General features: G+C 66.2%; 18 protein-coding genes and 2 tRNA genes. 9 read left to right on the plus strand and 11 right to left on the minus strand.

Annotated elements, in window-relative coordinates:
• Position 1 precedes the first annotated feature (1 nt).
• A complete protein-coding gene (locus AC3RCG_RS10875) occupies positions 2-520 on the minus strand; it encodes a sigma-70 family RNA polymerase sigma factor (RefSeq protein WP_070310476.1) in 519 nt (172 codons plus the stop codon).
• Positions 521-847: 327 nt separating this feature from the next.
• On the opposite strand from AC3RCG_RS10875, the gene AC3RCG_RS10880 reads away from it, so the two are divergent.
• A complete protein-coding gene (locus AC3RCG_RS10880; RefSeq protein WP_492490432.1) occupies positions 848-1414 on the plus strand; it encodes a hypothetical protein in 567 nt (188 codons plus the stop codon).
• A 70-nt stretch (positions 1415-1484) separates the two neighbouring features.
• Here the strand turns inward: AC3RCG_RS10880 and AC3RCG_RS10885 are convergent.
• The 5 genes from AC3RCG_RS10885 to AC3RCG_RS10905 form a co-directional block, all read right to left on the minus strand.
• A tRNA-Met gene (locus AC3RCG_RS10885) sits at positions 1485-1561 on the minus strand.
• Between the two features lie 144 nt (positions 1562-1705).
• Positions 1706-1782: transfer RNA gene (locus AC3RCG_RS10890), tRNA-Met, on the minus strand.
• A 56-nt stretch (positions 1783-1838) separates the two neighbouring features.
• The gene (locus tag AC3RCG_RS10895; protein ID WP_070310478.1) at positions 1839-3017 is read right to left on the minus strand and encodes a methyltransferase; all 1179 of its coding nucleotides are present in this window, start codon (positions 3015-3017) and stop codon (positions 1839-1841) included.
• Between the two features lie 58 nt (positions 3018-3075).
• Positions 3076-3945, minus strand: a complete 870-nt coding sequence (locus AC3RCG_RS10900) for a hypothetical protein (RefSeq protein WP_492405487.1) — start codon at positions 3943-3945, stop codon at positions 3076-3078.
• Positions 3946-4006: 61 nt separating this feature from the next.
• Positions 4007-4216 carry a hypothetical protein gene (locus tag AC3RCG_RS10905; RefSeq protein ID WP_034755039.1) on the minus strand — a complete coding sequence of 70 codons (210 nt, stop codon included), beginning with the start codon at positions 4214-4216 and terminating at the stop codon, positions 4007-4009.
• Positions 4217-4394: 178 nt separating this feature from the next.
• On the opposite strand from AC3RCG_RS10905, the gene AC3RCG_RS10910 reads away from it, so the two are divergent.
• Entirely contained in the window at positions 4395-4562 is a 168-nt protein-coding gene (locus AC3RCG_RS10910; RefSeq protein WP_162835746.1) for a hypothetical protein, read from the plus strand.
• Positions 4563-4704: 142 nt separating this feature from the next.
• On the opposite strand, the gene AC3RCG_RS10915 is transcribed toward AC3RCG_RS10910, so the two are convergent.
• The 4 genes from AC3RCG_RS10915 to AC3RCG_RS10930 all read right to left on the minus strand — a co-directional run bounded on the left by AC3RCG_RS10915 (position 4705) and on the right by AC3RCG_RS10930 (position 13656).
• Positions 4705-8463 (minus strand): AAA family ATPase, encoded by a 3759-nt coding sequence (locus AC3RCG_RS10915; RefSeq protein ID WP_492405490.1) that lies wholly within the window; start codon positions 8461-8463, stop codon positions 4705-4707.
• A 39-nt stretch (positions 8464-8502) separates the two neighbouring features.
• Positions 8503-9144 (minus strand): hypothetical protein, encoded by a 642-nt coding sequence (locus tag AC3RCG_RS10920; RefSeq protein ID WP_070290759.1) that lies wholly within the window; start codon positions 9142-9144, stop codon positions 8503-8505.
• 57 nt (positions 9145-9201) lie between these two features.
• Positions 9202-10428 carry an exonuclease SbcCD subunit D C-terminal domain-containing protein gene (locus tag AC3RCG_RS10925; protein ID WP_492405492.1) on the minus strand — a complete coding sequence of 409 codons (1227 nt, stop codon included), beginning with the start codon at positions 10426-10428 and terminating at the stop codon, positions 9202-9204.
• A gap of 207 nt (positions 10429-10635) precedes the next feature.
• Positions 10636-13656 (minus strand): PAS domain-containing protein, encoded by a 3021-nt coding sequence (locus tag AC3RCG_RS10930; protein ID WP_492405494.1) that lies wholly within the window; start codon positions 13654-13656, stop codon positions 10636-10638.
• A 273-nt stretch (positions 13657-13929) separates the two neighbouring features.
• Between AC3RCG_RS10930 and AC3RCG_RS10935 the strand changes: the two genes are divergently transcribed.
• Together AC3RCG_RS10935 and AC3RCG_RS10940 are read left to right on the plus strand one after the other, a co-directional pair.
• Positions 13930-14301, plus strand: coding sequence for a YajD family HNH nuclease (locus AC3RCG_RS10935; RefSeq protein WP_034755042.1), 372 nt, complete (start codon positions 13930-13932; stop codon positions 14299-14301).
• 18 nt (positions 14302-14319) lie between these two features.
• Positions 14320-14988 (plus strand): response regulator, encoded by a 669-nt coding sequence (locus AC3RCG_RS10940; protein WP_492405497.1) that lies wholly within the window; start codon positions 14320-14322, stop codon positions 14986-14988.
• A gap of 30 nt (positions 14989-15018) precedes the next feature.
• Here the strand turns inward: AC3RCG_RS10940 and AC3RCG_RS10945 are convergent, their stop codons facing one another.
• On the minus strand, positions 15019-17163 hold the full coding sequence (locus AC3RCG_RS10945) for a TonB-dependent receptor domain-containing protein (protein WP_492405499.1): 2145 nt from the start codon (positions 17161-17163) through the stop codon (positions 15019-15021).
• A gap of 166 nt (positions 17164-17329) precedes the next feature.
• Here AC3RCG_RS10945 and AC3RCG_RS10950 point away from each other — a divergent pair, with 166 nt between their 5' ends.
• From AC3RCG_RS10950 to AC3RCG_RS10970, 5 genes are all read left to right on the plus strand, one after another.
• Positions 17330-18694, plus strand: a complete 1365-nt coding sequence (locus AC3RCG_RS10950; protein WP_492405501.1) for a sensor histidine kinase — start codon at positions 17330-17332, stop codon at positions 18692-18694.
• A 73-nt stretch (positions 18695-18767) separates the two neighbouring features.
• Positions 18768-20051 carry a winged helix-turn-helix domain-containing protein gene (locus tag AC3RCG_RS10955; RefSeq protein ID WP_492405503.1) on the plus strand — a complete coding sequence of 428 codons (1284 nt, stop codon included), beginning with the start codon at positions 18768-18770 and terminating at the stop codon, positions 20049-20051.
• On the plus strand, positions 20048-21040 hold the full coding sequence (locus tag AC3RCG_RS10960) for a DUF2804 domain-containing protein (protein WP_409026737.1): 993 nt from the start codon (positions 20048-20050) through the stop codon (positions 21038-21040). Before AC3RCG_RS10955 ends, AC3RCG_RS10960 begins: the two co-directional genes overlap by 4 nt.
• A gap of 110 nt (positions 21041-21150) precedes the next feature.
• The gene (locus tag AC3RCG_RS10965) at positions 21151-23817 is read left to right on the plus strand and encodes a bifunctional acetate--CoA ligase family protein/GNAT family N-acetyltransferase (protein WP_070221396.1); all 2667 of its coding nucleotides are present in this window, start codon (positions 21151-21153) and stop codon (positions 23815-23817) included.
• Positions 23818-23933: 116 nt separating this feature from the next.
• Positions 23934-24599 carry a hypothetical protein gene (locus AC3RCG_RS10970; RefSeq protein ID WP_492405506.1) on the plus strand — a complete coding sequence of 222 codons (666 nt, stop codon included), beginning with the start codon at positions 23934-23936 and terminating at the stop codon, positions 24597-24599.
• Positions 24600-24761 lie beyond the last annotated feature (162 nt).

The raw sequence follows: 24761 nt of genomic DNA on the forward strand, positions 1-24761 counted from the left end.
GTCAGGGCGCGGCAAAATCGGGCACGGCAAAAAAGCACAGCAAGTTGGCCTTGCTCAGGTATTTTTTGACGGAATGCGTGGTGGTGCCCAGTTCGGCGGCGATCTGGGCATAGCTCATGCCGTCCAGGTGGGCCAGCAGGAAGGCGGCCCTGGCCTTGGCGGAGAGCCGGTCCAGCGCGCGGTCGATCAGTTGCAGCGATTCGAGCAGGATGGACATCGCTTCCGGCGACGGTGTACTCGCTTGCGGCTGGTGCAGCAGGGCGTCGAGGTAGGCGCGTTCCAGTTCTTCGCGCCGGCAGTGGTTGGCCAGCAGGCGCTTGGCGATGGTAGCCAGGAAGGGGCGCGGCTGCGCGATCCCGGCACTGCTGCGCGCAACGAAGATCTTGAGGAAGGTATCCTGCGCCAGGTCGCCCGCCAGCCCCGCATCGTGCAGGCGGCGCTTTAGCCAGTGCAGCAGCCACGAGTGGTGCTCGGCGTACAGGGCCTGGAATTCGGACGGCGGGGAAGGGGCGGACAGCATGCGGACGGGATGGAATATCTTAATCTAAATGAGAATTGTTCTCATAATAGCGCAGCGGCGCGCACCAGGCAATCAGGAAAACGCGGCGTTGCTGAAATGCGACTGCGGGCCCGGGCCGCGCGTGGCGCGGGCTTTGCGCCTGCGCACGGCAGATGTAAAAGTTTCCTTGGCGCAAGCTTTCATGTGAGAAAATGCGGGCTGTCGATGTGGTGCGGAGCAAAAAAAATGATGTGGATGGTTGGCGGTGTCCTGGTTCTTCTGGTCGCCAGATTTTTATGGTTGGCCTATTTCCATCGGGTCAACGCGATGTCGCGCCAGGCGGAAGTGATGAACTGGATCGACATCGGCCGGGTGTCGAATGCCGATGGCGGCAAGGATATTCTGTTGGCGAGAAACGAGCGCGGTGCCCGGATCGACTGGCGCACGGGCGAAGTCTGGCTGATGAACCCCAAGGTGGGCGAGCCGTTTGCCGATTTTCTCGCCGTCGAGCGCTGGCTGACGATGCGCGACATGCCGGCGGCGAACAAGCCGGCCGCCGCTGCGCCTGCGCCAGTGGCGCCGGAGCCGGAAGCGGCGCCCGACGCCGGCCCCGTGCGCGATACCTTGCCTGCTTTCCAGCAAAAGGTCGATGCATGTTTGGCCAAGGCCGAGGGCGGACAGGAATTGCTGGAAACGAAGCAGGCGTTCGAGGCGGGCAGCGAGCCTTATCTCGAGGCGTCGACGGAATTGAGCAAGACCGCGCTGGAGCTGGAAGTGTCGCCGGCCATGGTGGCCACGTTTCATATCAGCGCGTTTGCCGCCCTGGCTGAAACGGCTGGCGCCGACAAGCTGGAACGGGTGGCGGCCAGCCTGCATGCGGCGGCCAGGCAGATCAGGGCCAGCGTCACCGCGTAACAGCATGGGCCCGGCCCGGAATGAAAAAAACCGCTGACTCCCTTGCAGGCATCAGCGGTTTTTTATGTATTGGTTGCGGGGACAGGATTTGAACCTGTGACCTTCGGGTTATGAGCCCGACGAGCTGCCAGACTGCTCCACCCCGCAGGCGAATTATAACCGAGTTTGCTGCATTGCGAAAGAGCGGATGGAAATGAAGGATATTTGGCTTGCAGGATGGCCATTGAGATACTGCGCCGCAATGGGAAAAACCGCTGATTCTCTTGCAAGAATCAGCGGTTTTTCGGTATCTGGTTGCGGGGACAGGATTTGAACCTGTGACCTTCGGGTTATGAGCCCGACGAGCTGCCAGACTGCTCCACCCCGCAGGCGAATTATAGCGGGGTTTGCTGCAATGCGCAATGGCCGGGTTTCAGACCCTCGATTACGCCGCCGCCAGACGCCACAGCGAGGTGATTTCCTGCGAGCGGGCCGCGTGCAGGCTGTCCGTGGCGTCCTGCGCGCGCGGGTGCGTGGGTTTCACGTCCAGGCGGTCGACGACCTTCAAGCCTGCCTGCGCTATCCATTCGAGCAATTGCGCGCGCGGGCGCAGACCCAGGTGCTCGGCCAGGTCCGACAGGATCAGCCAGCCTTCACCGTTGGCTTCCAGGTGTTCCGCCAGGCCGGAAAGGAAGCCGCGCAGCATGCGGCTGTCCGGATCATAGACGGCGTATTCGATCGGCGAGCTTGGGCGGGCCGGCAGCCATGGCGGATTGCACACGACCAGCGGGGCGCGTCCGGCGGGGAACAGGTCGGCCTGCACCACCTCGACCTTGTCGATCAAGTCGAGGCGGGCCAGGTTTTCGCGCGCGCAGGACAGGGCGCGCGGGTCCTGGTCGGTGGCGACGATGCGCTTGACGCCGCGCTGCGCCAGCACGGCGGCCAGCACGCCCGTGCCGGTGCCGATGTCGAAGGCCAGGCTGGCGCGCGCGGGCAGCGGCGCTTCCGCCACCAGGCCCACGTATTCGCCGCGGATGGGCGCGAACACGCCGTAATGCGGGTGGATGCGCTGGCCCAGGGCCGGCAGGTCCACGCCCGTGCGGCGCCATTCATGCGCGCCGATCAGGCCCAGCAGTTCGCGCAGCGAGGCGACGAACGCTTCCTCGCCGCGGCCGTATGCTTCATTGCAAGCCAGTTTCACGTCCGGCGCGCGGCGCAGCGGGATCGTGTAGTCGGCGTCAAAAGGCAGCAGCAGCATGGCCAGGGTGCGTGCGCGCTGCGACTGCGCCTGGCGGTGCAAATGGAAGGCTTCCGTGGCCGATGGTTCGGGTTTCGCCAGCTTGGCGGCCTTGGCCTTTTTGCTTGGTTTGTCGTTCTTGTGGTCGGCGCGCCGCGCCAGTGCCTGCAGCAGCTGGCGCGCGTTCTGGAAGTCGCCGCGCCACAGCATGGCCGTGCCTTCGCAGGCCAGGCGGTAAGCCTGGTCGGCCGTCGTGCGGTCATCGGCGATGACGACGCGCTTGGGCGGCGGCATGCCGCTTTCCGAGCGCCAGCGGGCCGAATGCTCGGCGCCGTTTTCGCTCCAGTGGATCTGCGGATGAACGGTAGGGGAAGAAGTGTCGGACATGGGTTTCAATCGATAGAAGGGGGCGCGCGGCATGGTCGCCTGCGCAGGCCGTCTTCCATTATACGTCGCTGGCCGTGCCGTCAGCAGTGTCCGTGCCATAGGCGAGTGCCAGCGCGCGGGCGCGCGCCTGGTCTTCCGGCGTCGTTTCCACGGCTTTCCTGTCGTCTTTGGCGGTCTCGGTGGCATGGTCCGGCTGCACCAGCTTGAGCAAACGCAAGCTCAGGCTGCCTGCCAGGTCGCCATCCTTGCCGCTGGCGCTGGCGCCATCGGCCTTGCTGTTGACGTTGCTATTAAAAATGTTGCTTTGCAATTGCTGGCCCAGCAGCTTGAACAGGTCGTGCAGATTGCCGGCGAAGGTCGTGGCGGGCAGCTCCTTGGCGGGCAGGGCGCCGTCTTCGGAGGATGTGGCTTCCGGCGTTTCGCCTTGCGTTTGCTCAAGGACGCCCGCGCTGATGTTCGATTGATATTGCACTTCCACTTCGAAGTCGAAGGTTTGCCCATCGGCCGTCGTGATCTTGCCCTTGCCGATGAAATGGGCGTTTTCATCGAGGCTGAAGGCGGCCGCGCGGCTGCTGCCTCCGGTGCCCGAGACGCTGGCGCTGCCGCTGCTGAAACTGGAACCGGCTTGCAAATCGACGGAATCGAAGGAGATGCTGGCGCCGTCGCCGAACAGCTGGCGCGTCATGTTGGAGAGAAAATCCTGCGCCACGTCGACGGTGGCGTTGCCCAGCGCATCGGTCCGTTGCGACAGCCCCTTGGCCGACAGGTCCAGGCCATTCTTCGACAGCGCGACCACGTCTTGCGCCGTGCGCTGCATCAGGGGCGAGCCGGCCAGGCCCGTGGCGCTGCTGCCCGTGCGGGACGGTTGCTGGCCAGCCAGCGTAGTCGAGGCGGGTTGACGGCTGGCGAGGGCGGGAAGCTGGGACATGGTCGGTTCTATATGGGCTGTGTACCGTATTTAACGGCAACAATCGCCCAGACTTTAACCATTAGTGGTGGTGCGACCAGCTACCGTCCGCCGACTCCAGGTAAGACTTGACGGCATCGGCCTGGCCCGTGGCGTGGCGCTTGAGTTCGCCGCATGCGCAAATGCCCTGGTAGGGCTGGATATGCGAGCAGGCGGAGACTTTTTGCAGGTAAACCTGCATGGATTTGTGACATTTGACGCACTTGAAGGTGAGGCTGCGGGCGGCTTTCATGGGGCTCCTTGAACTGTTGCGGGGCGTAGCGGGTAGTTACGCGAAGGCGGCGATTTTAACGCACTCCGTCCATCGTTACACGTTGTTGCATCTGCGCCACGCGCAGGTCAACTGAATCCGTGCCATGACGTTGAGCGTATATAGGAGGTCGTCTGACCGCCATTGAAGAGGTAGCACCATGGACAAGCATGACAAGGAAAAGCCTGTACAGCCCGCCAAGGAGCTGGTCAGGAAGTGGCTGAAAGCGGAGCTGGAACAGCGCCGCCCCCCGCCCGACCCCGAGCAGATCCGCCGCGAACTGGGCTGGGATATGCTCAGGCTGTGCCGGGAGCCGGCCAGCCGTTAGCGGTTTACAACGCCTGACAAAACCGTAGCGAGCGGAAGTGGGTTGTGGTTGAGACGCGGAACTGTGCTAAGCACGGGGCCGCCGAGGCAGTGAGCATCGGAAACCGCGACCCGAGACGCGCAGTAGGTTTTGACAGGTGTTCTTAGCGCACCGTCACCACGCTCTTACCGCCTGAACCGGGCTGCACGAGGATGCGGGTGGCGATGCGCTCCGTCATTTCCTGTACGTGCGAGATGACGCCCACCTTGCGGCCCATCGCTTGCAAACCGTCGAGCGCGTCCATGGCCACGCGCAGGGTTTCCGTGTCGAGGCTGCCGAAGCCCTCGTCGATGAACAGCGATTCGACGCGCACGCGGTTCGAGGACAGCGAGGCCAGGCCCAGCGCCAGGGCCAGCGAGACGAGGAACGATTCGCCGCCCGACAGCGAATGCACGGAGCGCAGTTCGCCGCCCATGTCCTGGTCGCGCACCATCAGGCCCAGCGACGGATTGTTCGCGTTGTCGATGCGTTCGAGCTGATAGCGGCGCGCCAGGTGGTTCAGGTGCGCGTTGGCATAGCCAAGCAGCACTTCCAGGGTGAATTGCTGCGCGTAGTTGCGGAATTTCTTGCCGTCGGCCGAGCCGATCAATTCATTCAGGCTGGCCCAGCGCCGCTCGATGACGGCTTGCGCCTCGATCTGCGCCAGCATCGCTTGCGCGCCGTGGCGCCGCGCGTCGTCCTGCGCGATCGCCAGCCGCAGCCGGGTCGCTTCCTGGTTGGCCGCCTGGCGTTCCAGCAGCAGCGCGTCGAGCGCATCCTGCAGCGCCGCCTCGTCCATTTCCAGGGTTTCCGGCGGCTGATGCACATGCGCCGTCAGCTGCTGCCGGCGCTCGGCCAGCACGGAAACGGCCGCCGTGTGGCGGTCGGCGATCGCTTGCAGGGCGTCGCGTTCGGCGCGCATGGCGTCCGGTGCGATGGCCAGATGCGCGCGCAAGGCGTCCATGTCGGCGGGCGCACGGGCCGGATGGGCATCCTGGAACTGGCGCAGCCAGCCGTTAAGGGCGGCGCTGGCGCCGTGTTCCTGTTCACGCAGGGCAGCCAGGCGCTGCGACAGCTGCGCGCACGCTTCTTCCAGGCGCGTGCGCTGATGGCTGGCCGATTGCGCCGCCGTTTGCTTCTGCGTCAGCAGCTCTTTGGCTGCCGCGATGGCGCCTGCCAGCGCGCGTTCGACCTCGGCCACGCTCCGGCCCTGCCATAGCGCGTTGCGTTCCGCCTGCATTGCCGTGCGCTGCTTGTCGGCGGCGGCAAAGACGGCGTGGGCTTCCTGCGCCGCTTGCTGCGCCTTGGCGGCGGCCAGCTGCGCCGCTTCCAGCTGCGCTGCCAGGGTCGCCAGCGCATGGCCGCGGTGGTCCTGGTCCGCCTGCTGCTTCAGCCATTGCCGGCTTTCCGTTTCACGCGCCGCGCGGAAGGCGGCCGGGCCGGCGCGCCAGCTGTCTTTCCAGTCCTCGGCGCCGTCGGCGTCGGCGAACGCGCCATCGAGCTGCGCCAGCAAGGCGTCGAGCGCGGCGCGCGCCGTCTCGCCCTTGTCGGCGTTGCCCGCTTGCTGCGCTTGCAGCTGCGCCAGCCGCGCCTGCGTCTCGGCGACGGTGCTTGTGCAGCGCGCATGGTCGTTTGACGCCAGTTCATGCGCTGCCTGCGCCTGTTCGCGCCGCGCGCTGGCCTGGCGCAGCGCCGCCTCCTGCTGCGCCAGTGCCTGTAAACCGGCCGTATTGGCCGCCAGCTGCCGCGCGAACCAGTCCGCGCGCTCATTTGCCGGCGGCAGTTCCAATGTGTCCGCGTGCGGCTGCCACTGCGCGAGCAAGCTGTCGATGGCGGGCGGCAGGGCCGCCAGTTCGGCCTCCGTTTGCGCCTGCTCGCGTGCCGTCGCGGCCAGGGCCGCCTTGTGCGTGGCCAGCCGCTCCAGATTGCCGCGCGCCTGCGCGCGGCAGGCCAGTACTTCATCCTGCAAGCTGGCCAGCATCGCCTGCAAGGCGTGGTCGGCGTGGCTGTACGGGTGTTCCAGCGCGCCGCAGACAGGGCAGGGCTGCCCGTCCTGCAAATTGGCCCGCAGCTGCTCCACGCTGGCCGCGCATGCCGCCTCCGCGCCTTTCAAGGATTTTTCCGCCTGCGCCAGGCGCGCTTCCAGCAGCGCCGTTTGCGCCGCTTCCGCCGCCAACGCCGTGTTTTCCGTCTGCGCGGCCTGCGCCAGCTGGGCCGCCCTCGCTTGCCAGTGCGCCAGCGCCTGCTGCTGGCGCGCCAGTTCGCTCCAGGTCTTTTCCGCGCTGGTCAACGTGCGCGCGTGCGTCTCGATCCGGCCGCGCTGTTCCTGCAGCCCCTGGCCATCGATGGCTTGCACGGCCGCCAGCGCCGCGCGCCGTTCGACATCGCGCGCCGTCAGCACGGCAGCGGCGCTGGCCAGCGCCGCTTGCGCCGCCTGCGTGGCGTCCGAGGCCTGGCGCAGCTGCTGTCTTGACTCGGCCATGCTGGCGTCGGCCGCATCGGCTTGCGCTGCCGCCTGGCCGGCCTGGGCAAACAGTTGATCCCACAACTGCCACGATTGCGCCAGCGCCTGCCACTGCTGGTGCGCTGCCAGCCACTGGCGGCCCGCTTCCTGTTCCGCTTGCGCGGCGTGCTGGCGCTGCTGCAACGCGTGCAGCGCGGCGCGCGCCGCCTCGTTGGCCTGGTCGGCGGCCAGGGCCCCATCTTGCGCCTGGCGATGCGCGGGCATGTGCGCCGCAATGCCGGCGTCGAGCGCCTTGGCCTGGTCGAGCAGGGGCGCGGCATCGCGCTGCGCCGCTTCCGTGGCAAGCAAGGCCGCTGCCGCCTGCTGCACGGCCTGCGCCAGCTGCGCTTCGCTGGCCACGGCTTGCGCCGCCTGCGTGCGTGACGCTTCCAGCGCGGCGCCCGTGCCGGCGATGTCGCCGGCCAGGCGCGCCACGTCGTCGATCAGGGGCCGCGCCGGCTGCAGCAATTCCCACTGCGCCAGCGCCGCGCGGCGTTCCTCCGCGGCGGTCCGTTCGGCATCGGCGTTATCGAGCGTCTCTTGCGCGGCCGTCACCTGGGTTTGCAGCTTGTGCGTCTCCTGGTGCCAGCGCTGCTGCAATTCCAGCACGGCCTTGCGCAGGTCGATGGTTTGCAGGGCGGTTTCAGCCGCGCCGCTTGACGCTTCGGTCTCGCTGCGCTCTTCCGGCGACAATGGCCGCTGGTCCGCCAGTTTTTCGCCCAGCCGTTCGAGCACCTGCTTTTCCTTTTTCGCCCGCTCGAAGGCGCGCATGGAAATGTCGGTATAGATGCTGCTGCCCGTCAGGGTTTCCAGCAATTCGCCCCGTTCATTGTCTTCCGTCTTGAGGAAGGTGGAAAACTCGTTTTGCGCCAGCAGCACGGCGCGCGTGAACTGGTCGAAGGACAGGCCGATGCGTTTTTCGATCTCTTCCTTCACTTCCGTCTTGGTGCCGCCGATGGGCTGCAGCGCGGGCAGCTGGTGCAAGCTCATGGCGGTCGCCTGCAGCGCCCCTTCCGCTTTGGTACGCGAGCGGCGCACGCTCCAGCGCGCGCGGTAGTGACCGCCATCGTTGCCGACGAAGTCCACCTGCGCGTAGCCGTCCGGCGTGCCGCGGCGCAGCAGGGTGCGCGTATCCTGCGCGTTGACGGTTTCCTTGCCCACGTCGGGCAGGGCGCTGCCCCGGCCCAATACCTTCAGCAGGCGCGGCGTGGCGTCGTACAGGGCCAGGCACAGCGCGTCGAGCAGGGTGCTCTTGCCCGCGCCCGTGGGGCCGCTGATGGCGAACAGGCCGGAGGACGCCAGCGGTTCCTGCTGGAAGTCGACTTCAAATTCGCCGGCCAGCGAAGCCAGGTTCTTGCCGCTGATTTTCAGGATTTTCATGCTGTTCTTTATGCTGATGCAGTCGCCCGACGGGTGCGCTTACAGATCTTTTTTCGCCTTGGCTTCTTCGGCCGCGTGCTTTTCGGCGGACGCCGCCGCTATGGCGGCTTCGCGTTTGGTTTCAAGGCCGGCATCGACCAGCGTCAGTTTGGTGGTGAAGAACAGGGCTCTGGCGGACCACAATTTGTTGATCATCTCTGTGTCATACGGAGAGAGGGAATGAATGCGCAATATTTGATCGGCATGATACACAATGCAGTTTTCATCGACGATTCTCAAGTTGTCGAGTGCGGGGAGGCGGCGGTACGCCCGGTTGCAGCTGAATGTGACGGGATGCCCTTCTTCCTTGCTGTATTTTTCCTCAAGCTCTTTCTGGAGCTGGTATGAGTCAGACCCTTCCAGCAAGACCGTGATGGCCGTCACTGTGCCGTCAGCCAGCTGCTCGGTGGTGACGACGCGCGGTTTGCCGAAATAGCTCCATTTACCCAGATAGCCATCGGCCACCGATTTCCCCGCCTTGATGCCGGTGCTCAGGTCCTTGAGCATGATGGGTTTCGACAGTTGCGACGCTGCTGTCTTTTCGGCCGGCATCGGGGGCGGGTACTCGGCGCTTGGGCCGCAACCGGCAAGCGATATGAGCAACGAAACGCCCAGCAGGGGGAAATGACGGATTTTCTTCATAAAACCTTTCAAATGGTACCGTGGGAGAATGGATGGTGGGCGTAATGCCCCTGGAAGTCAGGCGCCGGGCAGCAGCAATTCGGCCAGGGCCGAGAGGAGTTCGGGCGGCGCTTCCTTCGCGTATTTTTGCTGGTACAGGCGGCGGAAGATGTCGTCGGGCTGCAGCTGGCCCAATTGGTCTAGCGTCATGTTCTCGGGCGCGCTGCTGCGCGCGGCGCTCGACGTTTCGATCTTTGCCAGGCGCACGCTCTTGCCGTCGAGCGCCGTCTCGATGCGCGTGCGCAGGCCCGGTTCGGGCGCGTCGAGGCGCACGCGCACTTCCAGGAACGGCTGCGCCTCGGCCGGAGCGTCCGGCACGTCGAGGGCGGCCAGCTGTTCCAGCACTTCGGCTATGGGCGCCGGTGCGGCGGGCACGCGCAGCAAGGGCACGGCGCGCGGCACGGCGATGGCGCGCACGGATTGCAGCGCTTCGCCGTCGATATCGAGGCACAGCACCTGGTGGCGGTAGTTCACTTCGGCGAACGACAGGGGTATCGGGCTGCCGCAATAGCGGATGTGCTCCTGGCCGCCCACGGCCTGCGCCTTGTGCAGATGGCCCAGCGCCGCATACGCGATGGACGTATCGAAAATCCCCGAGGGCAGCATTTCCGTGCCGCCGATGACGATGCGCCGTTCGGAATCGTTCGACATTTCGCCGCCCACCATGTGACAGTGGCCCATGGCAACGATGGCTTGCCCGGGCCGGCGGCGCGCCAGCGCCAGGTCCGCCAATTGGCGGTACAGCAGGGCGATGCCGCCCAGGTAGGCGTCCTGGGTGTCGCCGGCCGGCAGTTTCGGCACGTCGCCGGGGCGCAGGAACGGTACGGCCAGGCACCAGGCTTGCACTTGCCCATCGTTGCCGGTAAGCGGCAGCAGCAGGCGTTCCAGGTCGATCTGGCCATCGTCGCCGCGCAGCACATGGCCGATCACGTGCGTGCCATGCGCGGCCAGCAGGGGGCCGGGTGCTTCCAGCCGTCCCGCCGAATCGTGGTTGCCGGCGACGACGACGAGTTGCAGCGCCGGCAGGCGCGCGCGCGCCTGCTGCAGGAAGACATACAGTTGCTTTTGCGAGGCGGCGGACGGGTTGGCATTGTCGAACACGTCGCCCGCCACCAGCAGCACGTCGACCTGCTCCATCACGAGCGTGTCGAGCAGCCAGTCGAGGAAGCGCTGGTGTTCGTAACCCCTTTCAAAATTGTGCAGGGTCTGGCCCAGATGCCAGTCGGAAGTGTGCAGCAGGCGCATGGTGTGGCAAGGGTAGGGAAGACAGGCGCCAATATAGCTGAAATGAGGCAGGTACTGGAGAATTGAACGAATTTCGAAGAGCGTTTTCGATTTTTATCGATACATCCAGAGTGCCTGAAAAACGTTCAGGGCAAGGCGTAGTGCCGTAGGCAGTACGAATAGTACGGCAAGGCACTGCAACGCAGCCATGGACGTTTTCTCAGGTGCTCAAGTCGTCAGCGCGCCGGCCCTGTAGGTATTTCGCCCATCCTGCTTGGCCTGGTACAGCAGCACGTCGGCCCGCTGCAGCAGCACGGCGGGGGAAATGTCTTCGTCGCGGTAGAAGGCCAGGCCGATGCTGGCGGAAATGCGCACGGTGATGCCGTCGAGTTCGAACGGCTGCCGCATGGCGGCGACGATTTTTTCCGCCAGCACGGCCGCGTCGTCGGGCCGGGCGATCTGTTCCATGATGATGGTGAATTCGTCGCCGCCCAGGCGGGCGATGATGTCGGTGGCGCGCATGGTCTGCGTCAGGCGCTGAGCGAAGGCGCGCAGCAGGGCGTCGCCCGTGCCATGGCCGTGCGTGTCGTTGACGGGCTTGAAGCGGTCGATATCCATGTACATGACGGCCATCAGGTGCTGCTGCCGGCGGCTCGCGTGCATGGCGTCGCTGAGCTTTTGCTGGAAGCCGGCGCGGTTCGACAATCCTGTCAATGCATCGACCTGGGACAGCTTCAGCAGCCGCTGTTTTTCGCGCTTTTGCACCGTGATATCCTGGCGCATCACGTGAAAACCCACGACCTGCAGCCTGTCTTCGCCGATCTGCGGGATGTAGATCACTTCCATGCAGCGCTCTATGCCTTCCTTCTCGTCCTCTTCCTCGAAGCTCAAGGTTTCGCCGGCCAGTACTCTTTCGATATATGGCGCCACCGTGCCGTAGCGCGCCTCGCCCACCGTGTCGCGCACGCTCTTGCCCAGCGCCTGCCGCCCCGTCAGGCCGAATTCGCGTTCATAGGCGATATTCAGGAAGCGGTAGACCTGGTCGGCGTCGATGTAGGCGATCATGGCCGGCAAGGTGTCGGCGATGGTGCGCAGCCGCGCTTCGCTTTCCAGCAGCGCCACTTCCGATTCGCGCAAGGTGGTGATGTCGTCCAGGCTGCCCACGTAGCCGTCGATCTGGCCGTCGATGAGGATGGGGGCAATTTTGACGGAGACCCAGACCAGCCTGCCGTCGCGCTGCAGGCAGCGCAGGGTGGACTGGAATGGCGCGTGGCTGCGCGTGAGCTGTTCCAGCGCCACGTGCATCAGCGGATAGTCGTCCGGGTGCAGGGCGCTGGTCCAGCCGGCGCCCAGCGCGGCGGCGCGCGGCAGGCCCGTGATGGCTTCGAAGGTGCGGTTGACGTAGGTGCAGCGGCGCTGGCGGTCCAGGCGCACCAGCCCGAGCGGAGAGGCGTCGTTGACGGCGGCCAGTTCGGCCTGTTTCTGGCGCAGTTCCAGTTCCTGCTGGCGGCGCTGCGAGATATCCTCGGCGATGCACAGGATATGCTCGACCTGATGGCGCTCGTCGAACACGGGCACGGAGACGGAGCGCAGGTAGCGCAGGCTGCCGTCACGCAGGCGCAGCGGCTTTTCCGTATGGTCGATGACACCGTGCTCGGCCAGGATGGCGCGGTCGTCCTCGGCATCGTGCAGGCCGAAGTCGGGCGGAAAGGCCTGGCAATCGGTCTTGCCGATGACGTCGGCGGCCAGGTGGCCCGTGATGTCCTCGGCCGCCTTGTTCCACACTTCCATCCGACCGAAGTTTTCCGGGCGCGCGCTTTTCACGTACACCAGCACGGGCAGGTGGTCGATCAGCGACTGCAGGAAGCTGCGGTTGTCCTGCAGCGCCAGTTCGTCGTGCTTGCGCGCGCTGATGTCGCGCGAGGTGACGGCCACGCCGTCGGCGATCGGCACCACCTGGTGGCGCAGCCAGCGCGTGCCGCCCGACGCCAGTTTCAGCTCGAATTCATCCTCCAGCGGCTGGCCCGTTTCCATCACCAGCACGAAGCGCTTGAAAAAGCGCTCGCCGCGCAGCAGCGGCACGCGCGGCAGCACGCGCTGGCCCAGCAGTTCGGAGCGCGGCTTGCCCAGCATATCGGCGGCCCGCTCGTTGATGTCGGCAAAGGTGAAATCTTCCACCGGCTTGCCCGGCGCGGGGCGCCAGGCTTTGAGCAGCAGCACGGCATCGAGGCTGGCCTGGTGCGCCGCGCGCAGCAGCGCCTGTGTTTCCTTGGCCTGGCGGATGCTGCGGCGCAGGCGCGCGCTCTGGCGCATCAGCAGCGCCGTAAAGCCGGCGATGAGCACGCTGGCGGCGAGCAGGGCGCCGATATACGCCAGGCGGCGGTGTTCGAAGCGCGTCAGGGCAACGGCATGGCTCACGCCCACCACCGCCAGCAGCGGGTAGCGCGGCAGCTCGCGGTAGCTGTAGATGCGCGCCGTCGCATCGACGGGCGGTTCGATCAGCAATTCCTCGGGCGCGTGCTGCGGCGGGCCCGGCATGCGGAAGTCGATGCGGTCGCTGAGGATCAATTGCTCGCCGATGCGCCCCACCGTCAGGCCGCTGTCGCGCGCCACCAGCATCAGCGCGCCATGCTCGTCGAGGTTCAGGCGGTCGTAGTCGTCGACAAAATACGTAGGGTCGACGTGGATGACGATGGCGCCCGCAAAGCGGCCCTGGCCATCGTTCAGGCGGCGCGCCAGGCGGATGGTCCAGTGCTTGCTGCCCGCGTCGAGCATGGGCGTGTCGACCAGGGCCGTGTCGGACGCATTGGCGGCCAGCGCCTTGAAAAATGCCTGGCTGGCCAGGTTTTCCGGCAGATACGCGTTGGCGCTGTCGATCACGTCGCCGCGCGCGTCGACGAGGGCGATCGGCAGTTCCAGCTTCGATGGCAGCACGCTGTCGAGCAAGCCCTGGCGGCGCGTGAATTCATTGAGGCGCAGGGCGCCGTCCGTTTCCTCGTATTTGAGCTTGAACAATTGCGTGGCGTGATCGGTCTGGCGCAAGGTGAAACTGGTGTGGTCGGCCAGGGTACGGGCCAGCGACTGGCTGACGGCCACGGCGTCGCGCACGGCGCCGGCCCGTTCCTGGCCCACCTGGTACAAGACGGCCGCCCACAGCGCCAGCAGCAAGATAAGCGCGAACAGGGGTACCAGGCTGAGACGGTACAGGCGGCGGGCAAGGCGTTGCAGGGGTCTTGTTATCGCTATCACGGGCGCTTGCAGGCTAGGGTCATGGAAAGGTGAAGGGCGGCGTGGCGCGCATCATAGCCGAAATATGCTGACCTGCGCGCTGCCTGCTGCCCTAGCGTCTGTTCGTGGTCTGTCGCTGGGCTTATTTTGCGTTAAATCAAGAACCTGTGGTGCCGCGCACGCTAAAAAAAGCACGCCGGGGGCGGCACGGGCTGGCGCCGTGGCAGAAAAAGTACAATTGCGCCCCCATCCTCATTAAAATGGATGCTTCTTCCTCCCATATCGAAAGTTGTCATGCAGAGTAAAAAGCCCGACGCGGCAAGACTGGACAAGATCGTGGCCGAAGCGCGCCGCGCCGCCGACCAGCGCGAGAGCGGCTACCGCGAGCGCTCGCTGAAGATGTATCCGTGGGTCTGCGGCCGCTGCATGCGCGAATTTACGCGCGCCAACGTGCAGCAACTGACGGTGCACCACCGCGACCACAACCACGACAACAATCCGCCCGACGGCAGCAACTGGGAACTGTTGTGCCTGTATTGCCACGACAATGAGCACTCGCGCTATCTGGAAGCGGACCGTGGCGCCGGCCTGCTGTCGGCCGAGGTGGCGCCCGCCACGCACAATCCGTTTGCCGCGCTGGCCGGCCTGATCAAGAAGAAGGACTGAGCGGATCGCCGCTTCTCCATGCGCATCCTGCTGACCGAAGACGACCCGCAGCTGGGCCGCGCCACGCAAATCGGCCTGGAACAGGGCGGCTATGCCGTCGACTGGGTCACGAGCGCCGAACACGCGCACACGGCCGTGCGCCTGCACGACTACGGCTGCATCCTGCTCGATCTGGGCTTGCCGGGGCAGGACGGCATGCAGGCGCTGGGCATGCTGCGCGACAATGGCTACAGCGGCGCCGTGCTGGTCGTCACGGCGCGCGACCAGGTGGGCGAGCGCATCGCCGGCCTCGATGCGGGCGCCGACGACTTCATCGTCAAACCGTTCGACCTCGACGAGCTGGCCGCGCGCATCCGCAGCGCCTGCCGGCGCGCCGCGGGCCGCCTGCGCGAGCAGCTCGTGCACGGCGACCTGGTACTCGATATCGCGGACCGGCAGCTGACGCAAGGGGGCGTGCCCGTGATGTTAACCGTGAAGGAATTTCGCATCCTGCAACTGCTGCTGGAACATGGCGGCCGCGTGCTGAGCCGGGAACAGCTGGAGAAAAACCTGTACAGCTGGGGCGATGAAGTGGAAAGCAACGCCGTGCAAGTGCACATCCACCACCTGCGCAAGAAGCTGGGGCGGGACTTGATACGCACCGTGCATGCGGTCGGCTATTGCATCGACAAGCCCAAAGCGGCCTGACGAAGGCGGCCGGGAGGCCGCCTCCCTTGATCAGAAATCGACGGTGGCCGACAGCCACAGACGGCGGCCGTCCAGGCTGTTGACATAGCGGTTCGCGTAGTTCAAGGCCGGTGCGCGGTAAGGCTGGTAGTCGATGAAGTCCTTGTTGAGCAGGTTGTACACGGCCGCGTTCAGGGTCACGCGCTTGCTCAGCTGGTAACTGGTGCCCAGGTGCAGCATGGCGTAGCCCTGGTAGTCGCCCAGCGCGGCCTTGGCGGCGCGCGTGGAAGCCGAGGTGCCCGGATCGCGGAAGCGCTCGCTGCGGTATTCGGCGCGCAGCCAGCCGTTCCACTCGCGCGAAATATCCCAGCTCAGGCGCGCGTTGACGGCGTGCTTGGGCGTGTCGCTCAGCGGCTTGCCCGCATTGCTGCCGCTCTTCTGTTCGCTTTCCGTGTACGTGTAGTTGGCGCTGGCCGACAAGCTTTTTCCCAGCGGGAAGCGCGTGTTCAGCTCGACACCGCGTGTGACGGCCTCATCCACGTTGACCGACTGGCCAAACGCATCGACGTTGGGCCAGTTGCCGAAGCTGACGCAGCCGGGACGGTTCGGCGATGGACGGTAGCTGCAGTTGACGAGGCCCGTGCCCGTCGTGATCTTGTCCTTGAATGCATTGTTGAACAGCGAGCCGCTGGCGGTCCAGCCGGCCAGGTTGTCGAAGTAGGCGCCGATTTCCGTTGTCGTGCTCGTTTCCGGCTTCAGGTCCGGGCTGCCGACGAGGGGGATCGTGCCCTGGCCGCCGAAACCGTTGATGCCTGGGGACAATTGTTCCACGCGCGGCGTCTTGTAGCCCTTGCTGACGCCGCCCTTGACGGTCCAGCTCGGTGTCGCGTTCCACACGGCATACGCGCGGGGGCTGGTCTGGCCGCCGAAGATGCTGTGGTCGTCATAACGGGCGCCGAAGGTCAGGGCGATATTTTCCAGCACCTGCCATTCGTCTTCCACGAACAGGGCTTTTTGCGTGAATTCGAATGTCTTTGGCGCCACGCCATCCGTCATGTCCGCTTTCCACCATTGCGCGCCGATGGTGGCCATATGCTTGCCCAAAGGCATGACCAATTTGGTGTCGAACACCTGGCTTTCCACTTCCAGCGTGCGCGCGCTGCCGGCCACGGCACCGGGCGTGCCTGGCGGAATCGTGCGCCCCAGGGTTTCCGTCTTGTTCACCATGTAGCTGCTGTCGAGGGTGCCGAAGCCGAAGCGGCCCGTGTGCGACAGGGTCCACTGGTCGCGCTGGTATTTCTGCTCGGGACCGTAGCCGCCCTGCAAGCCCAATGTGCCCAGCTGCTGTTTCGAATTGTCGTAGGTCTGGCGGCCCGCGTCCGCGTCGAGGATGACGGTGTGGTAACGGTTTGGCGTCAACGCCAGGCGCGCGCCGAAGTTGGCGATGTCCGCGCGCACGGGATTGGCGCCCATGCTGGCGGGCACTTCCGCGCCGGCCGCGTTGGGGACGCGGATGTCGGCCGCATCGCGGCGCTGCTTGCTGCCGCGCAGGGACAGGCCCAGCAGGTCGGCGGCGATGGGGCCGCTCAGGTAGAAGCGGCCGCTTTTCACGTCGCCGAAGTCCGATTCCTGCTGCGCGGTATAGTCGGCCGAGACGGAACCCATCCACTGCTTGCCCACCTTGCGCGTGATGATGTTGATCACGCCGCCCATGGCGTCCGAGCCGTACAGGGTCGACATGGGGCCGCGGATGATCTCGATGCGCTCGATGGCGGCCAGTGGCGGCATGAAGCTCGTCTGCGTGCCGCCGAAGCCGTTCGGCGTGACGTTGCCGGCCGCATTCTGGCGGCGTCCGTCGATCAGCACCAGGGTGTAGTCGCTGGGCATGCCGCGGATGCTGATGTTCATGCCGCCCGTCTTGTCGCCCGCCGCGCCCACGTCGATGCCTTCCACGCTTTCCAGCGCCTGCGTCAGATTGCCGAAGCGTTCCTTCGACAGCTCCTCGCGCGTCAGCACGGTGATCGAGGCGGGCGCCTGTTTGATGTCCTGCTCGAAACCGGAGGCGGACACGACCACTTCCGGCATGCTGGCCGGCGTGCCCGTCTGGGCGTGAGCCGGCAGGCATGACAGGGCGGCCAGAGTCAGGGCCAGGGTGGTGGGACGCGGCAGGGGCGCGCGGCGGGTGCGGTTGGACATGCAAACTCCTGAAGGGTGAATGAATAATTGCGCTGTATTAACGAGGGAATGGGAATCATGAAAGCAATAAGAATCATTTACAATTGCGGCCATGGCTACCCAGAAAATATTTCGCTCCGGATCTTGCGCAGAAGTTCTTAAGAGATTCTTAACTGCCGGCCGCGGCGTGCAAACCTGGTCGCTGCGGCGCACCCTGCTGACGGTCCTGCTGGGCCTGACTCTGGCCCTGTGGGTGGGCAGCGCCGCCATCGTGTATGTGGAAGCGCGCCGCGAAAGCCAGGAATTGTTCGACCAGTCGCTGACCGAGACGGGGCATCTGCTGCTGTCGCTGGTGGCAAAGGAGGCGCGCGAACACGGCTTGACGGGGCCCATCGACCTGCCCCTGCGCGGCCAGCACAATCCCCACCAGTATTTGCTGTTCAAGGTGCGCGACGCGCAGCAGCGCGTGCTGTACCGCAACGATGCGGCGTCCGACATCGCCCTGTCGCGCAGCGCGCCCGATGGCCTGTCGTGGACCACGATAGGTGGCCAGCGCTGGCGTCTGTTCTCGCTGTGGGACCCGCAGCGCACTTTGCAACTGCTGGTGGCCGAGCCGACCAGCCACCGCGACGACATCAGCCGCGGCTTCTTTTACCGCGTTGCGCTGTTCGGCCTGCTGCTGGCGGCGCTTGCCACCGTCGCCATCTGGTGGGCCGTCCACCGCGTGTTTCGCGTGCTGCAAGCGTGCGCCGATGAAGTGTCGGCGCGTACGCCCGATGAACTGGCCGACGTCGGGCTCGCTGGCGCGCCGGACGAACTGCATCCGCTGCTGCTGGAAATTAACCGCCTGTTCGGCAGGGTGCGGCACAGCCGCGACAACGAACAGCGCTTCACGGCCGATGCGGCGCACGAACTGCGCACGCCGCTGGCCGCCATCAAGACGAATCTGCAAGTGCTGCAGCGGGCCCGCAGCGCGGACGAGCGCGAGGAATTCATCGCCGCCCTGGGTGCCAGCGTGGAGCGCGCCACGCGCCTCGTCAACCAGCTGCTGGCGCTGGCCCGGCTCGATCCGCAGGCGCAAGCCCAGGTGGCGCTGGCGCCGGGCGACCTGGCGCAGCTGCTGGCGCAGCAGGCCGCGCAGTGGCAGGCGCTGGCCGCGCCGTACCGGCTGTCGCTGGCCGTGAACCTTGCGCCGGCACCGTGCGCGCTGCATGCGGACAGCCTGCAGATGCTGCTGCGTAACCTGGTCGACAATGCGCTGCGCTACACGCCGGCGCCGGGCGCCGTCGAGATCAGTTGCGGCGTGGAAGCGGGACGCAGCTATGTGCGCGTGGCCGATACGGGACCGGGCATCGCGGAAGACATGCATGAGCGCGCGTTCGAACGCTTCGTGCGCCTGGGGCAGGCGGAAAGTGCGACGCAGCTGCCCGGCAGCGGGCTGGGCCTGTCCATCGTGCGGCGCATCGCCGAGCGGCATGGCGCGGCCATCGTGCTGGGCGCCGGCTTGCAGGGCAGGGGGCTGGCGGTGACGCTGGTGTTTCCCGCCGCATAGCGTGGCTGCCGGCTGCGCGATCCGATAGCGATAAAACGCACAAGGCGCGTCCGGAATGCGGTATCTTTCTGTTATGCACAGACCTGACAAGCACCCGCCTTCCGACCTCCCCCCGCTCTCGCTGGCCGCCGCGCGCGCCCTGCACCTGGCCGCGCAGGGCTTGCTGCAGGCGCGGCGTAAAAAAGCCGTGAAGGCTGACGTGCTGGCCGCCATCCGCCAGATGGGCGTGCTGCAGATCGACACCATCCACGTGGTGGCGCGCAGCCCCTACCTGGTGCTGTGGAGCCGGCTGGGCGACTATCCGCAGCCGTGGCTCGAGCAATTGCTGGCCGAGGGCGCGCTGTTCGAATACTGGGCGCATGAAGCGTGCTTCGTCCCCATCGAAGACTATGGCTTGTACCGTCACCGCATGCTGGATCCCGCCGCCATGGGCTGGAAGTATTCCGTCAAATGGATGGCCGAGCAGGGCGACGCCGTCGCTTCGGTGCTCGACCACATCCGCGTCAACGGCGCCGCGCGCTCGGCCGATTTTGAGCGCACGGATGGCCAGGCGGGCGGCTGGTGGAGCTGGAAGCCGGAAAAGCGCTCGCTTGAAGTGCTGTTTACGTCGGGCGTGCTGATGATCGCCAAGCGCCATCAGTTCCAGCGCTATTACGACCTGGCCGAACGGGTGCTGCCTGGCTGGCACGACGGCTTGCTGCCGCCCGAGGACCAGGTGCGCCGCCGTTTGCTGCTGGCCAGCGTGAAGGCGCTGGGCCTGGCGCGGGCCGGCTGGATCAGCGACTATTTCCGCACCAAACAGCCGCGCGCCAGCCTGGCGCACGATCTGCAGGCGCTGGTGGACGAGGGCGCGCTGCTGCGCTGCGCGGTGGCCGGCTGGAGCGACGCCGTCTACGTGCATGCCGAGCATGGGGAGTTGCTGCGCGCGGCCGCCGCCGGCAAGCTGGCGCCCACCTTGACGACGATCCTGTCGCCGTTCGACCCCGTCGTCTGGGACCGGCGCCGCGCGCTGGAACTGTTCGACTTCGACTACCGGCTCGAATGCTACACGCCCGCTGAAAAACGCCGCTATGGCTACTTCACGTTGCCGATCTTGCGGCGCGGCGCGCTGGTGGGGCGCCTGGACGCCAAGGCGCACCGCGCGCAGGGGCGCTTCGAGATCAAATCGCTGGCGCTGGAAGAGGGCGTGCGCGTCAGCCCCCGCCTGGTGCAGGACGTGGCCGGCGCCGTGCGGCGCCTGGCGCTCTGGCATGCCTGCCCGCAGGTCGAGATAGCCCAGGCGCAGCCGGCCGCCTTCGGTGCGCTGCTGGCCGCCGCCCTGCACGACGGCGGCGCTGCCGCAAGGCAGGCCGCATGATGCTGCCGCCCGCGCCGTCATCCCTGCTCGCCGCCGGTGGCCAGCCATGTTTCGGCCGCTACACGGGCCAGCTGGACGCTTTCGAGTGGGCCGCGCTGGCGTCGCCGCATGCACGGGGCGCCCTCTGGCGCCTGTTCCACCACAAGCGCTGGCATTACGTGGCCCTGTCGACGCCGGCCGTATTCTGCGGCGTGGCCATCGTCGACCTGGGCTGGACCAGCACGGCCTTCGCCTATGCCTTCGACCGCCACAAGGGCAAGATCGTGGCCAGTTTTTCGCAGGATGGCATTCCTGGCCTGTGCGCCACGCTGGCGCCGCATGCGGGTGCTTCCAGCCGTTTCCGTTTTTTGTCGCAGAAAATCAGCATCGAGGCGCAGCCGCAGCAGCGCTACCGATTGCGGCTCGATTGCGGCCATTTCGGCATCGATGCGGAATGCGGCCCGCCCGTGGCGCCCACCTTGCTGGCCATCGGCCCTGTGGGCGAGGGCGGCAGCGTGCATGCGACGCAAAAATCGGGCGGCTTGCCCTTGTGGGGCAGCGTGCGCTGCGGCGCCGTCGGCTACAGCCTGGACGACGGCGTGGCCAGCTTCGATTATTCGAACGGCTTGCTGGCGCGCGAGACGGAATGGCGCTGGGCTTCGGCGCACAGCCTGGACCTCGGGTTCAACCTGCAGGCCGGCTATTTCGGCGCGCATGAAAACGCGCTGTGGCTCGATGGCCAGCTGTATCCGCTGGGCCGCGCGCATTTCGACTTCAATCCCGACAACCCGCTGGCGCCGTGGCACGTATGGACGGACGACGATCTGCTGGACTTGCACTTCAAACCGGAAGGAGCGCGGCGCGAGGATAAAAACCTGTGGATCGCCGCCAGCCGCTACATCCAGCCCATCGGCACGTTCAGCGGCTGGGTGCGCACCAGCGCGGACTCACCCAAGCGCATCGTGGCGCAACTGGCGGGCGTGACGGAAAGCCACCGTTCGCGCTGGTAGGCGCGTGCGGGTTTTTCGTGAAACGCTACGCAAAGTCAAATTTTTTTGGCAAGGCATCCGATACACTGGGGAGTACCTTTAGCCACTCCGGCAAACCATGAGGCCAGAACATGAGTATCCGTAATCTCGACAAGCTCTTCAAGCCGGCCTCGGTGGCCCTGATCGGTGCCACGGCGCGCGAGCGCAAGCTGGGCGCCATCGCCCTGTACAACCTGCTGGGCGGCGGCTACCAGGGAGAGATTTGGCCCGTCAACCCCAAGTACGACGAGCTGATGGGCCTGAAATGCTACCGCAAGCTGGCGCACTTGCCCAAGGCGCCGGACCTGGCCATCATCTGCACGCCGCCCGCCACCATCACGGCGCTGATCCGCGAACTGGGCGCGCTGGGCACGCGCGCGGCCATCGTCATGACGTCGGGCCTCGATCCCGTGCGCGAGCAGTCGCTGCGCCTGGCCATGCTGAAGGCGGCCAAACCGCATTTGCTGCGCATCCTCGGCCCCAACAGCATGGGGTTGCTGGTGCCCAAACTGGGCTTGAACGCCAGCTTCGCCCACGTCGGTGCGACGAGCGGCAAGATCGCCTTCGTCTCGCAATCGGGCGCGCTGGTGTCGGGCGTGCTCGATTGGGCCAACGCACACGGCGTGGGCTTTTCCAAGTTCATTTCGCTGGGCGCCAGCTACGACATCGATTTCGGCGACCTGCTCGACTACCTGGCCGGCGACATCGACACGGCCGCCATCCTGCTGTACATGGAAGACATCCAGGCGGCGCGCAAATTCATGTCGGCGGCGCGGGCGGCTGCGCGCAGCAAGCCCGTGATCGTCCTGAAAGCGGGGCGCGAGGCGGAAGGTGCGGCCATGGCGGCCTGGCATACGGGCGCGCTGGCCGGTTCCGACGCCGTCTACGACGCGGCCATCCGCCGCGCCGGCATGCTGCGCGTGTACTCGGCCGAAGAGCTGTTCGACGCCGTGGAAACGCTCACGCACATCCGTTCGCAGCGCGGCGAGCGCCTGGCGATTTTGTGCAACGGCGGCGGCCTGGGCGTGATGGCCACCGATGCGCTGGTGAGCAGCGGCGGCAAGCTGGCCGAGCTGTCGCCGGACACCGTGATCGCGCTGGAAAAGGCGCTGCCACGCGGGTGGTCGCACGACAACCCCGTCGGCTTGCCCGGCGACGCGGCCGTCCAGCGCTATGCCGACGCCATCAAGCCCCTGCTCGACGAGCCGCAGGCGGACGCCTTGCTGCTGCTGCACGCACCCACGGCCATGGTCTCGTCGATCGACATCGCCGAAGCCGTCACGCCGCTGATCAAGGCCACCTCGCGCACGGTGCTGTCGTGCCTGCTGGGCGGCACCACCGTGGCGCCCGCGCGCCAGGTTTTTAATCGCGCCGGCATTCCCACCTATGACACGCCGGAAAAGGCCGTGCATGGCTTCATGCAGATCGTGCAATACCGGCGCAACCAGGAAACCCTGATGCAGGTGCCGGCGCAGCTGCCCATGTCGGCCACGCCGCGCCGCGCGAGGGTGCGCGAAATCGTCGCCGCCGCGCTGGCGGCCGGCCAGACGGTGCTCGGCGAATGCCGTTCGAAGGAGATTTTGGCCGCCTACGGCATTCCCGTCGCGACCACGCGCATGGCGGCCGACGTGGAAGAGGCGCTGGCCGTGGCGGCCGACATCGGCTATCCCGTCGCGCTGAAAATCCATTCGCCCGACATCGCCCATAAATCCGACGTGGGCGGCGTGGCGCTCGACCTCGACACGCCCGACATCCTGCGCACGGCCGCCGCCGCCATGCTCAAGCGCGTGCGCCGCATGCGGCCCGACGCGCTGATCGACGGTTTTACGGTGCAGCAGATGGCGCGCCGGCCGCAATCGCATGAATTGATCGTCGGCGTCACGACGGACGCCGCCTTCGGCCCCGTGATCCTGGTGGGGCAGGGCGGCATCGCCGTGGAAGTGACGGCCGACCACGCGATCGGCCTGCCGCCGCTGAACATGGTGCTGGCGCGCGACATGCTGGCGCGCACGCGCGTGTCGAAATTGCTGGCCGGCTACCGCAACCAGCCGCCGGCCGACATCGACGCCATCTGCTACACGCTGATCCAGGTGGCCGAACTGGTGGCCGACATCGGCGAGCTGGCCGAACTCGACATCAACCCGCTGGTGGCCGACGCCGACGGCGTGATCGCGCTCGACGCCCGCATCCGCCTGCAGCCGGGCCAGCAGCGCGACCGCCTGGCCATCCGCCCGTATCCGCAGGAGCTGGAAGAGCAGGTGACGTGGATGGACCAGTCCATCCTGCTGCGCCCCATCCGCCCCGAGGACGCGCCGCAGCACATGGATTTGTTCCACGCGCTGGACCCGGACGACGTGCGCCTGCGCTTTTTTACCTCCATGCGCGAGCTGCCCGTGTCGCAGCTGGCGCGCCTGACGCAGATCGATTACGACCGCGCCATGGCCTTCATCGCCACGCACACGGGGCCGGACGGCAAGCCGGAAACCCTGGGCGTGGTGCGCGCCGTGGCCGACCCGGACAATATCCACGCCGATTTCGCCATCGCCGTGCGTTCGGCCCTGAAGGGCAAGGGCCTGGGCCATATCCTGTTCGAGAAGCTCGTCGACTACTTCCGCAGCCGGGGCACGGAAGCGCTGGTGGGCGAGGCGATGGCGCGCAACAAGGGCATGCAGCGGCTGGTAAAGAGCTTTGGCGGCGAAGTCACGCCATCGGAAGAGCCCGGCGTCGTCAACCTGCATATCGGCTTGCGCGCGCCGTAAAAGAAAGCGCGGCTGGCCCGCTGCGGGTTTGTGCAGGATCAAGCCCATCGCTGTCGGTAGTCTTTACACTTTCACTTCCAGGATCAGACATCCAGCGCATTTTCGGGAGTGAGTGCATGCTTACGGCAACATATATATTGGTTTCCCTGTCGGTGGAACAGGCCAGCATCCGCATGAGCCTGCTGGCCTTTCAGAAGTACATGCATGTGCAGCTGCGTCACCAGAGCAGACTCAGCCTGGCGCAGCTGCAGTATGCGGGCGACTGGCTGAGCCGGCTGTACCAGGGCGGCTACTGGCGCAAGGTGGAAATGTATCTGGTGCCCGCCATTCGCCAGGCCGCACCGCATGCCGACGGCTTGCTCGACGAGCTCAATGGCTTGAACCGCGTGGCGCTGGAAAGCATCAATGCGGTGCAGCAGCGCGCGGGCGCCGCCATCGACCATTCCGAATTGCAGGCCGAGCAGCTGTGCGCGGCCATCGATGCCTTTTGCGCGGCCTTGCTGCAGCGCCTCGAAAAAGAGGAGCGCGAACTGTTCGCGCTGGCGCGCAAGGTCATCGTGGGCGAAGCGTGGTTTGCCATCGCCTACCAGTTCCTCGCCCACGACGCGCGCGCGCAGGAGGCGCGCCGTGGCAAGGCGCAGGTGCTGCCCTTTGTTTTGCCGGCGCCTGTGCCGACATCCTTGCCGGCGCCGGGCACGCCTGCCACCGACGGGGAAAACGCCGAGGCCGGCGGCGCGGCGGCGCAGCTTGCACCGTCACCGCCGCTGCGCGCGCAGGCTTGAACGGGTAGCGAGCGCACACCCCGGCAGGCCCGCCTGTGCCAGGGTGGTTTTATCGCCGGGCACATGGCGCCGTCATAGGGAAAAGATTCATTTTAGTCATTTGATAACTTGTTCAGCCCTGTCCGATGCAATACCCCGGGCTTTGTTATGATGGTGGTTTTG

The sequence above is a fragment of the Janthinobacterium sp. GW823-FHT01H08 genome (genome assembly GCF_058797855.1).

Coding starts and splice junctions, on each gene's coding strand:
- AC3RCG_RS10895 (WP_070310478.1), bottom strand. CDS start 3,017: ATGTCCGACACTTCTTCCCCTACCGTTCATCCGCAGATCCACTGGAGC.
- AC3RCG_RS10960 (WP_409026737.1), top strand. CDS start 20,048: ATGATGCTGCCGCCCGCGCCGTCATCCCTGCTCGCCGCCGGTGGCCAG.
- AC3RCG_RS10940 (WP_492405497.1), top strand. CDS start 14,320: ATGCGCATCCTGCTGACCGAAGACGACCCGCAGCTGGGCCGCGCCACG.
- AC3RCG_RS10970 (WP_492405506.1), top strand. CDS start 23,934: ATGCTTACGGCAACATATATATTGGTTTCCCTGTCGGTGGAACAGGCC.
- AC3RCG_RS10965 (WP_070221396.1), top strand. CDS start 21,151: ATGAGTATCCGTAATCTCGACAAGCTCTTCAAGCCGGCCTCGGTGGCC.
- AC3RCG_RS10915 (WP_492405490.1), bottom strand. CDS start 8,463: ATGAAAATCCTGAAAATCAGCGGCAAGAACCTGGCTTCGCTGGCCGGC.
- AC3RCG_RS10875 (WP_070310476.1), bottom strand. CDS start 520: ATGCTGTCCGCCCCTTCCCCGCCGTCCGAATTCCAGGCCCTGTACGCC.
- AC3RCG_RS10955 (WP_492405503.1), top strand. CDS start 18,768: ATGCACAGACCTGACAAGCACCCGCCTTCCGACCTCCCCCCGCTCTCG.
- AC3RCG_RS10880 (WP_492490432.1), top strand. CDS start 848: ATGAACTGGATCGACATCGGCCGGGTGTCGAATGCCGATGGCGGCAAG.
- AC3RCG_RS10900 (WP_492405487.1), bottom strand. CDS start 3,945: ATGTCCCAGCTTCCCGCCCTCGCCAGCCGTCAACCCGCCTCGACTACG.
- AC3RCG_RS10905 (WP_034755039.1), bottom strand. CDS start 4,216: ATGAAAGCCGCCCGCAGCCTCACCTTCAAGTGCGTCAAATGTCACAAA.
- AC3RCG_RS10925 (WP_492405492.1), bottom strand. CDS start 10,428: ATGCGCCTGCTGCACACTTCCGACTGGCATCTGGGCCAGACCCTGCAC.
- AC3RCG_RS10935 (WP_034755042.1), top strand. CDS start 13,930: ATGCAGAGTAAAAAGCCCGACGCGGCAAGACTGGACAAGATCGTGGCC.
- AC3RCG_RS10910 (WP_162835746.1), top strand. CDS start 4,395: ATGGACAAGCATGACAAGGAAAAGCCTGTACAGCCCGCCAAGGAGCTG.
- AC3RCG_RS10945 (WP_492405499.1), bottom strand. CDS start 17,163: ATGTCCAACCGCACCCGCCGCGCGCCCCTGCCGCGTCCCACCACCCTG.
- AC3RCG_RS10920 (WP_070290759.1), bottom strand. CDS start 9,144: ATGAAGAAAATCCGTCATTTCCCCCTGCTGGGCGTTTCGTTGCTCATA.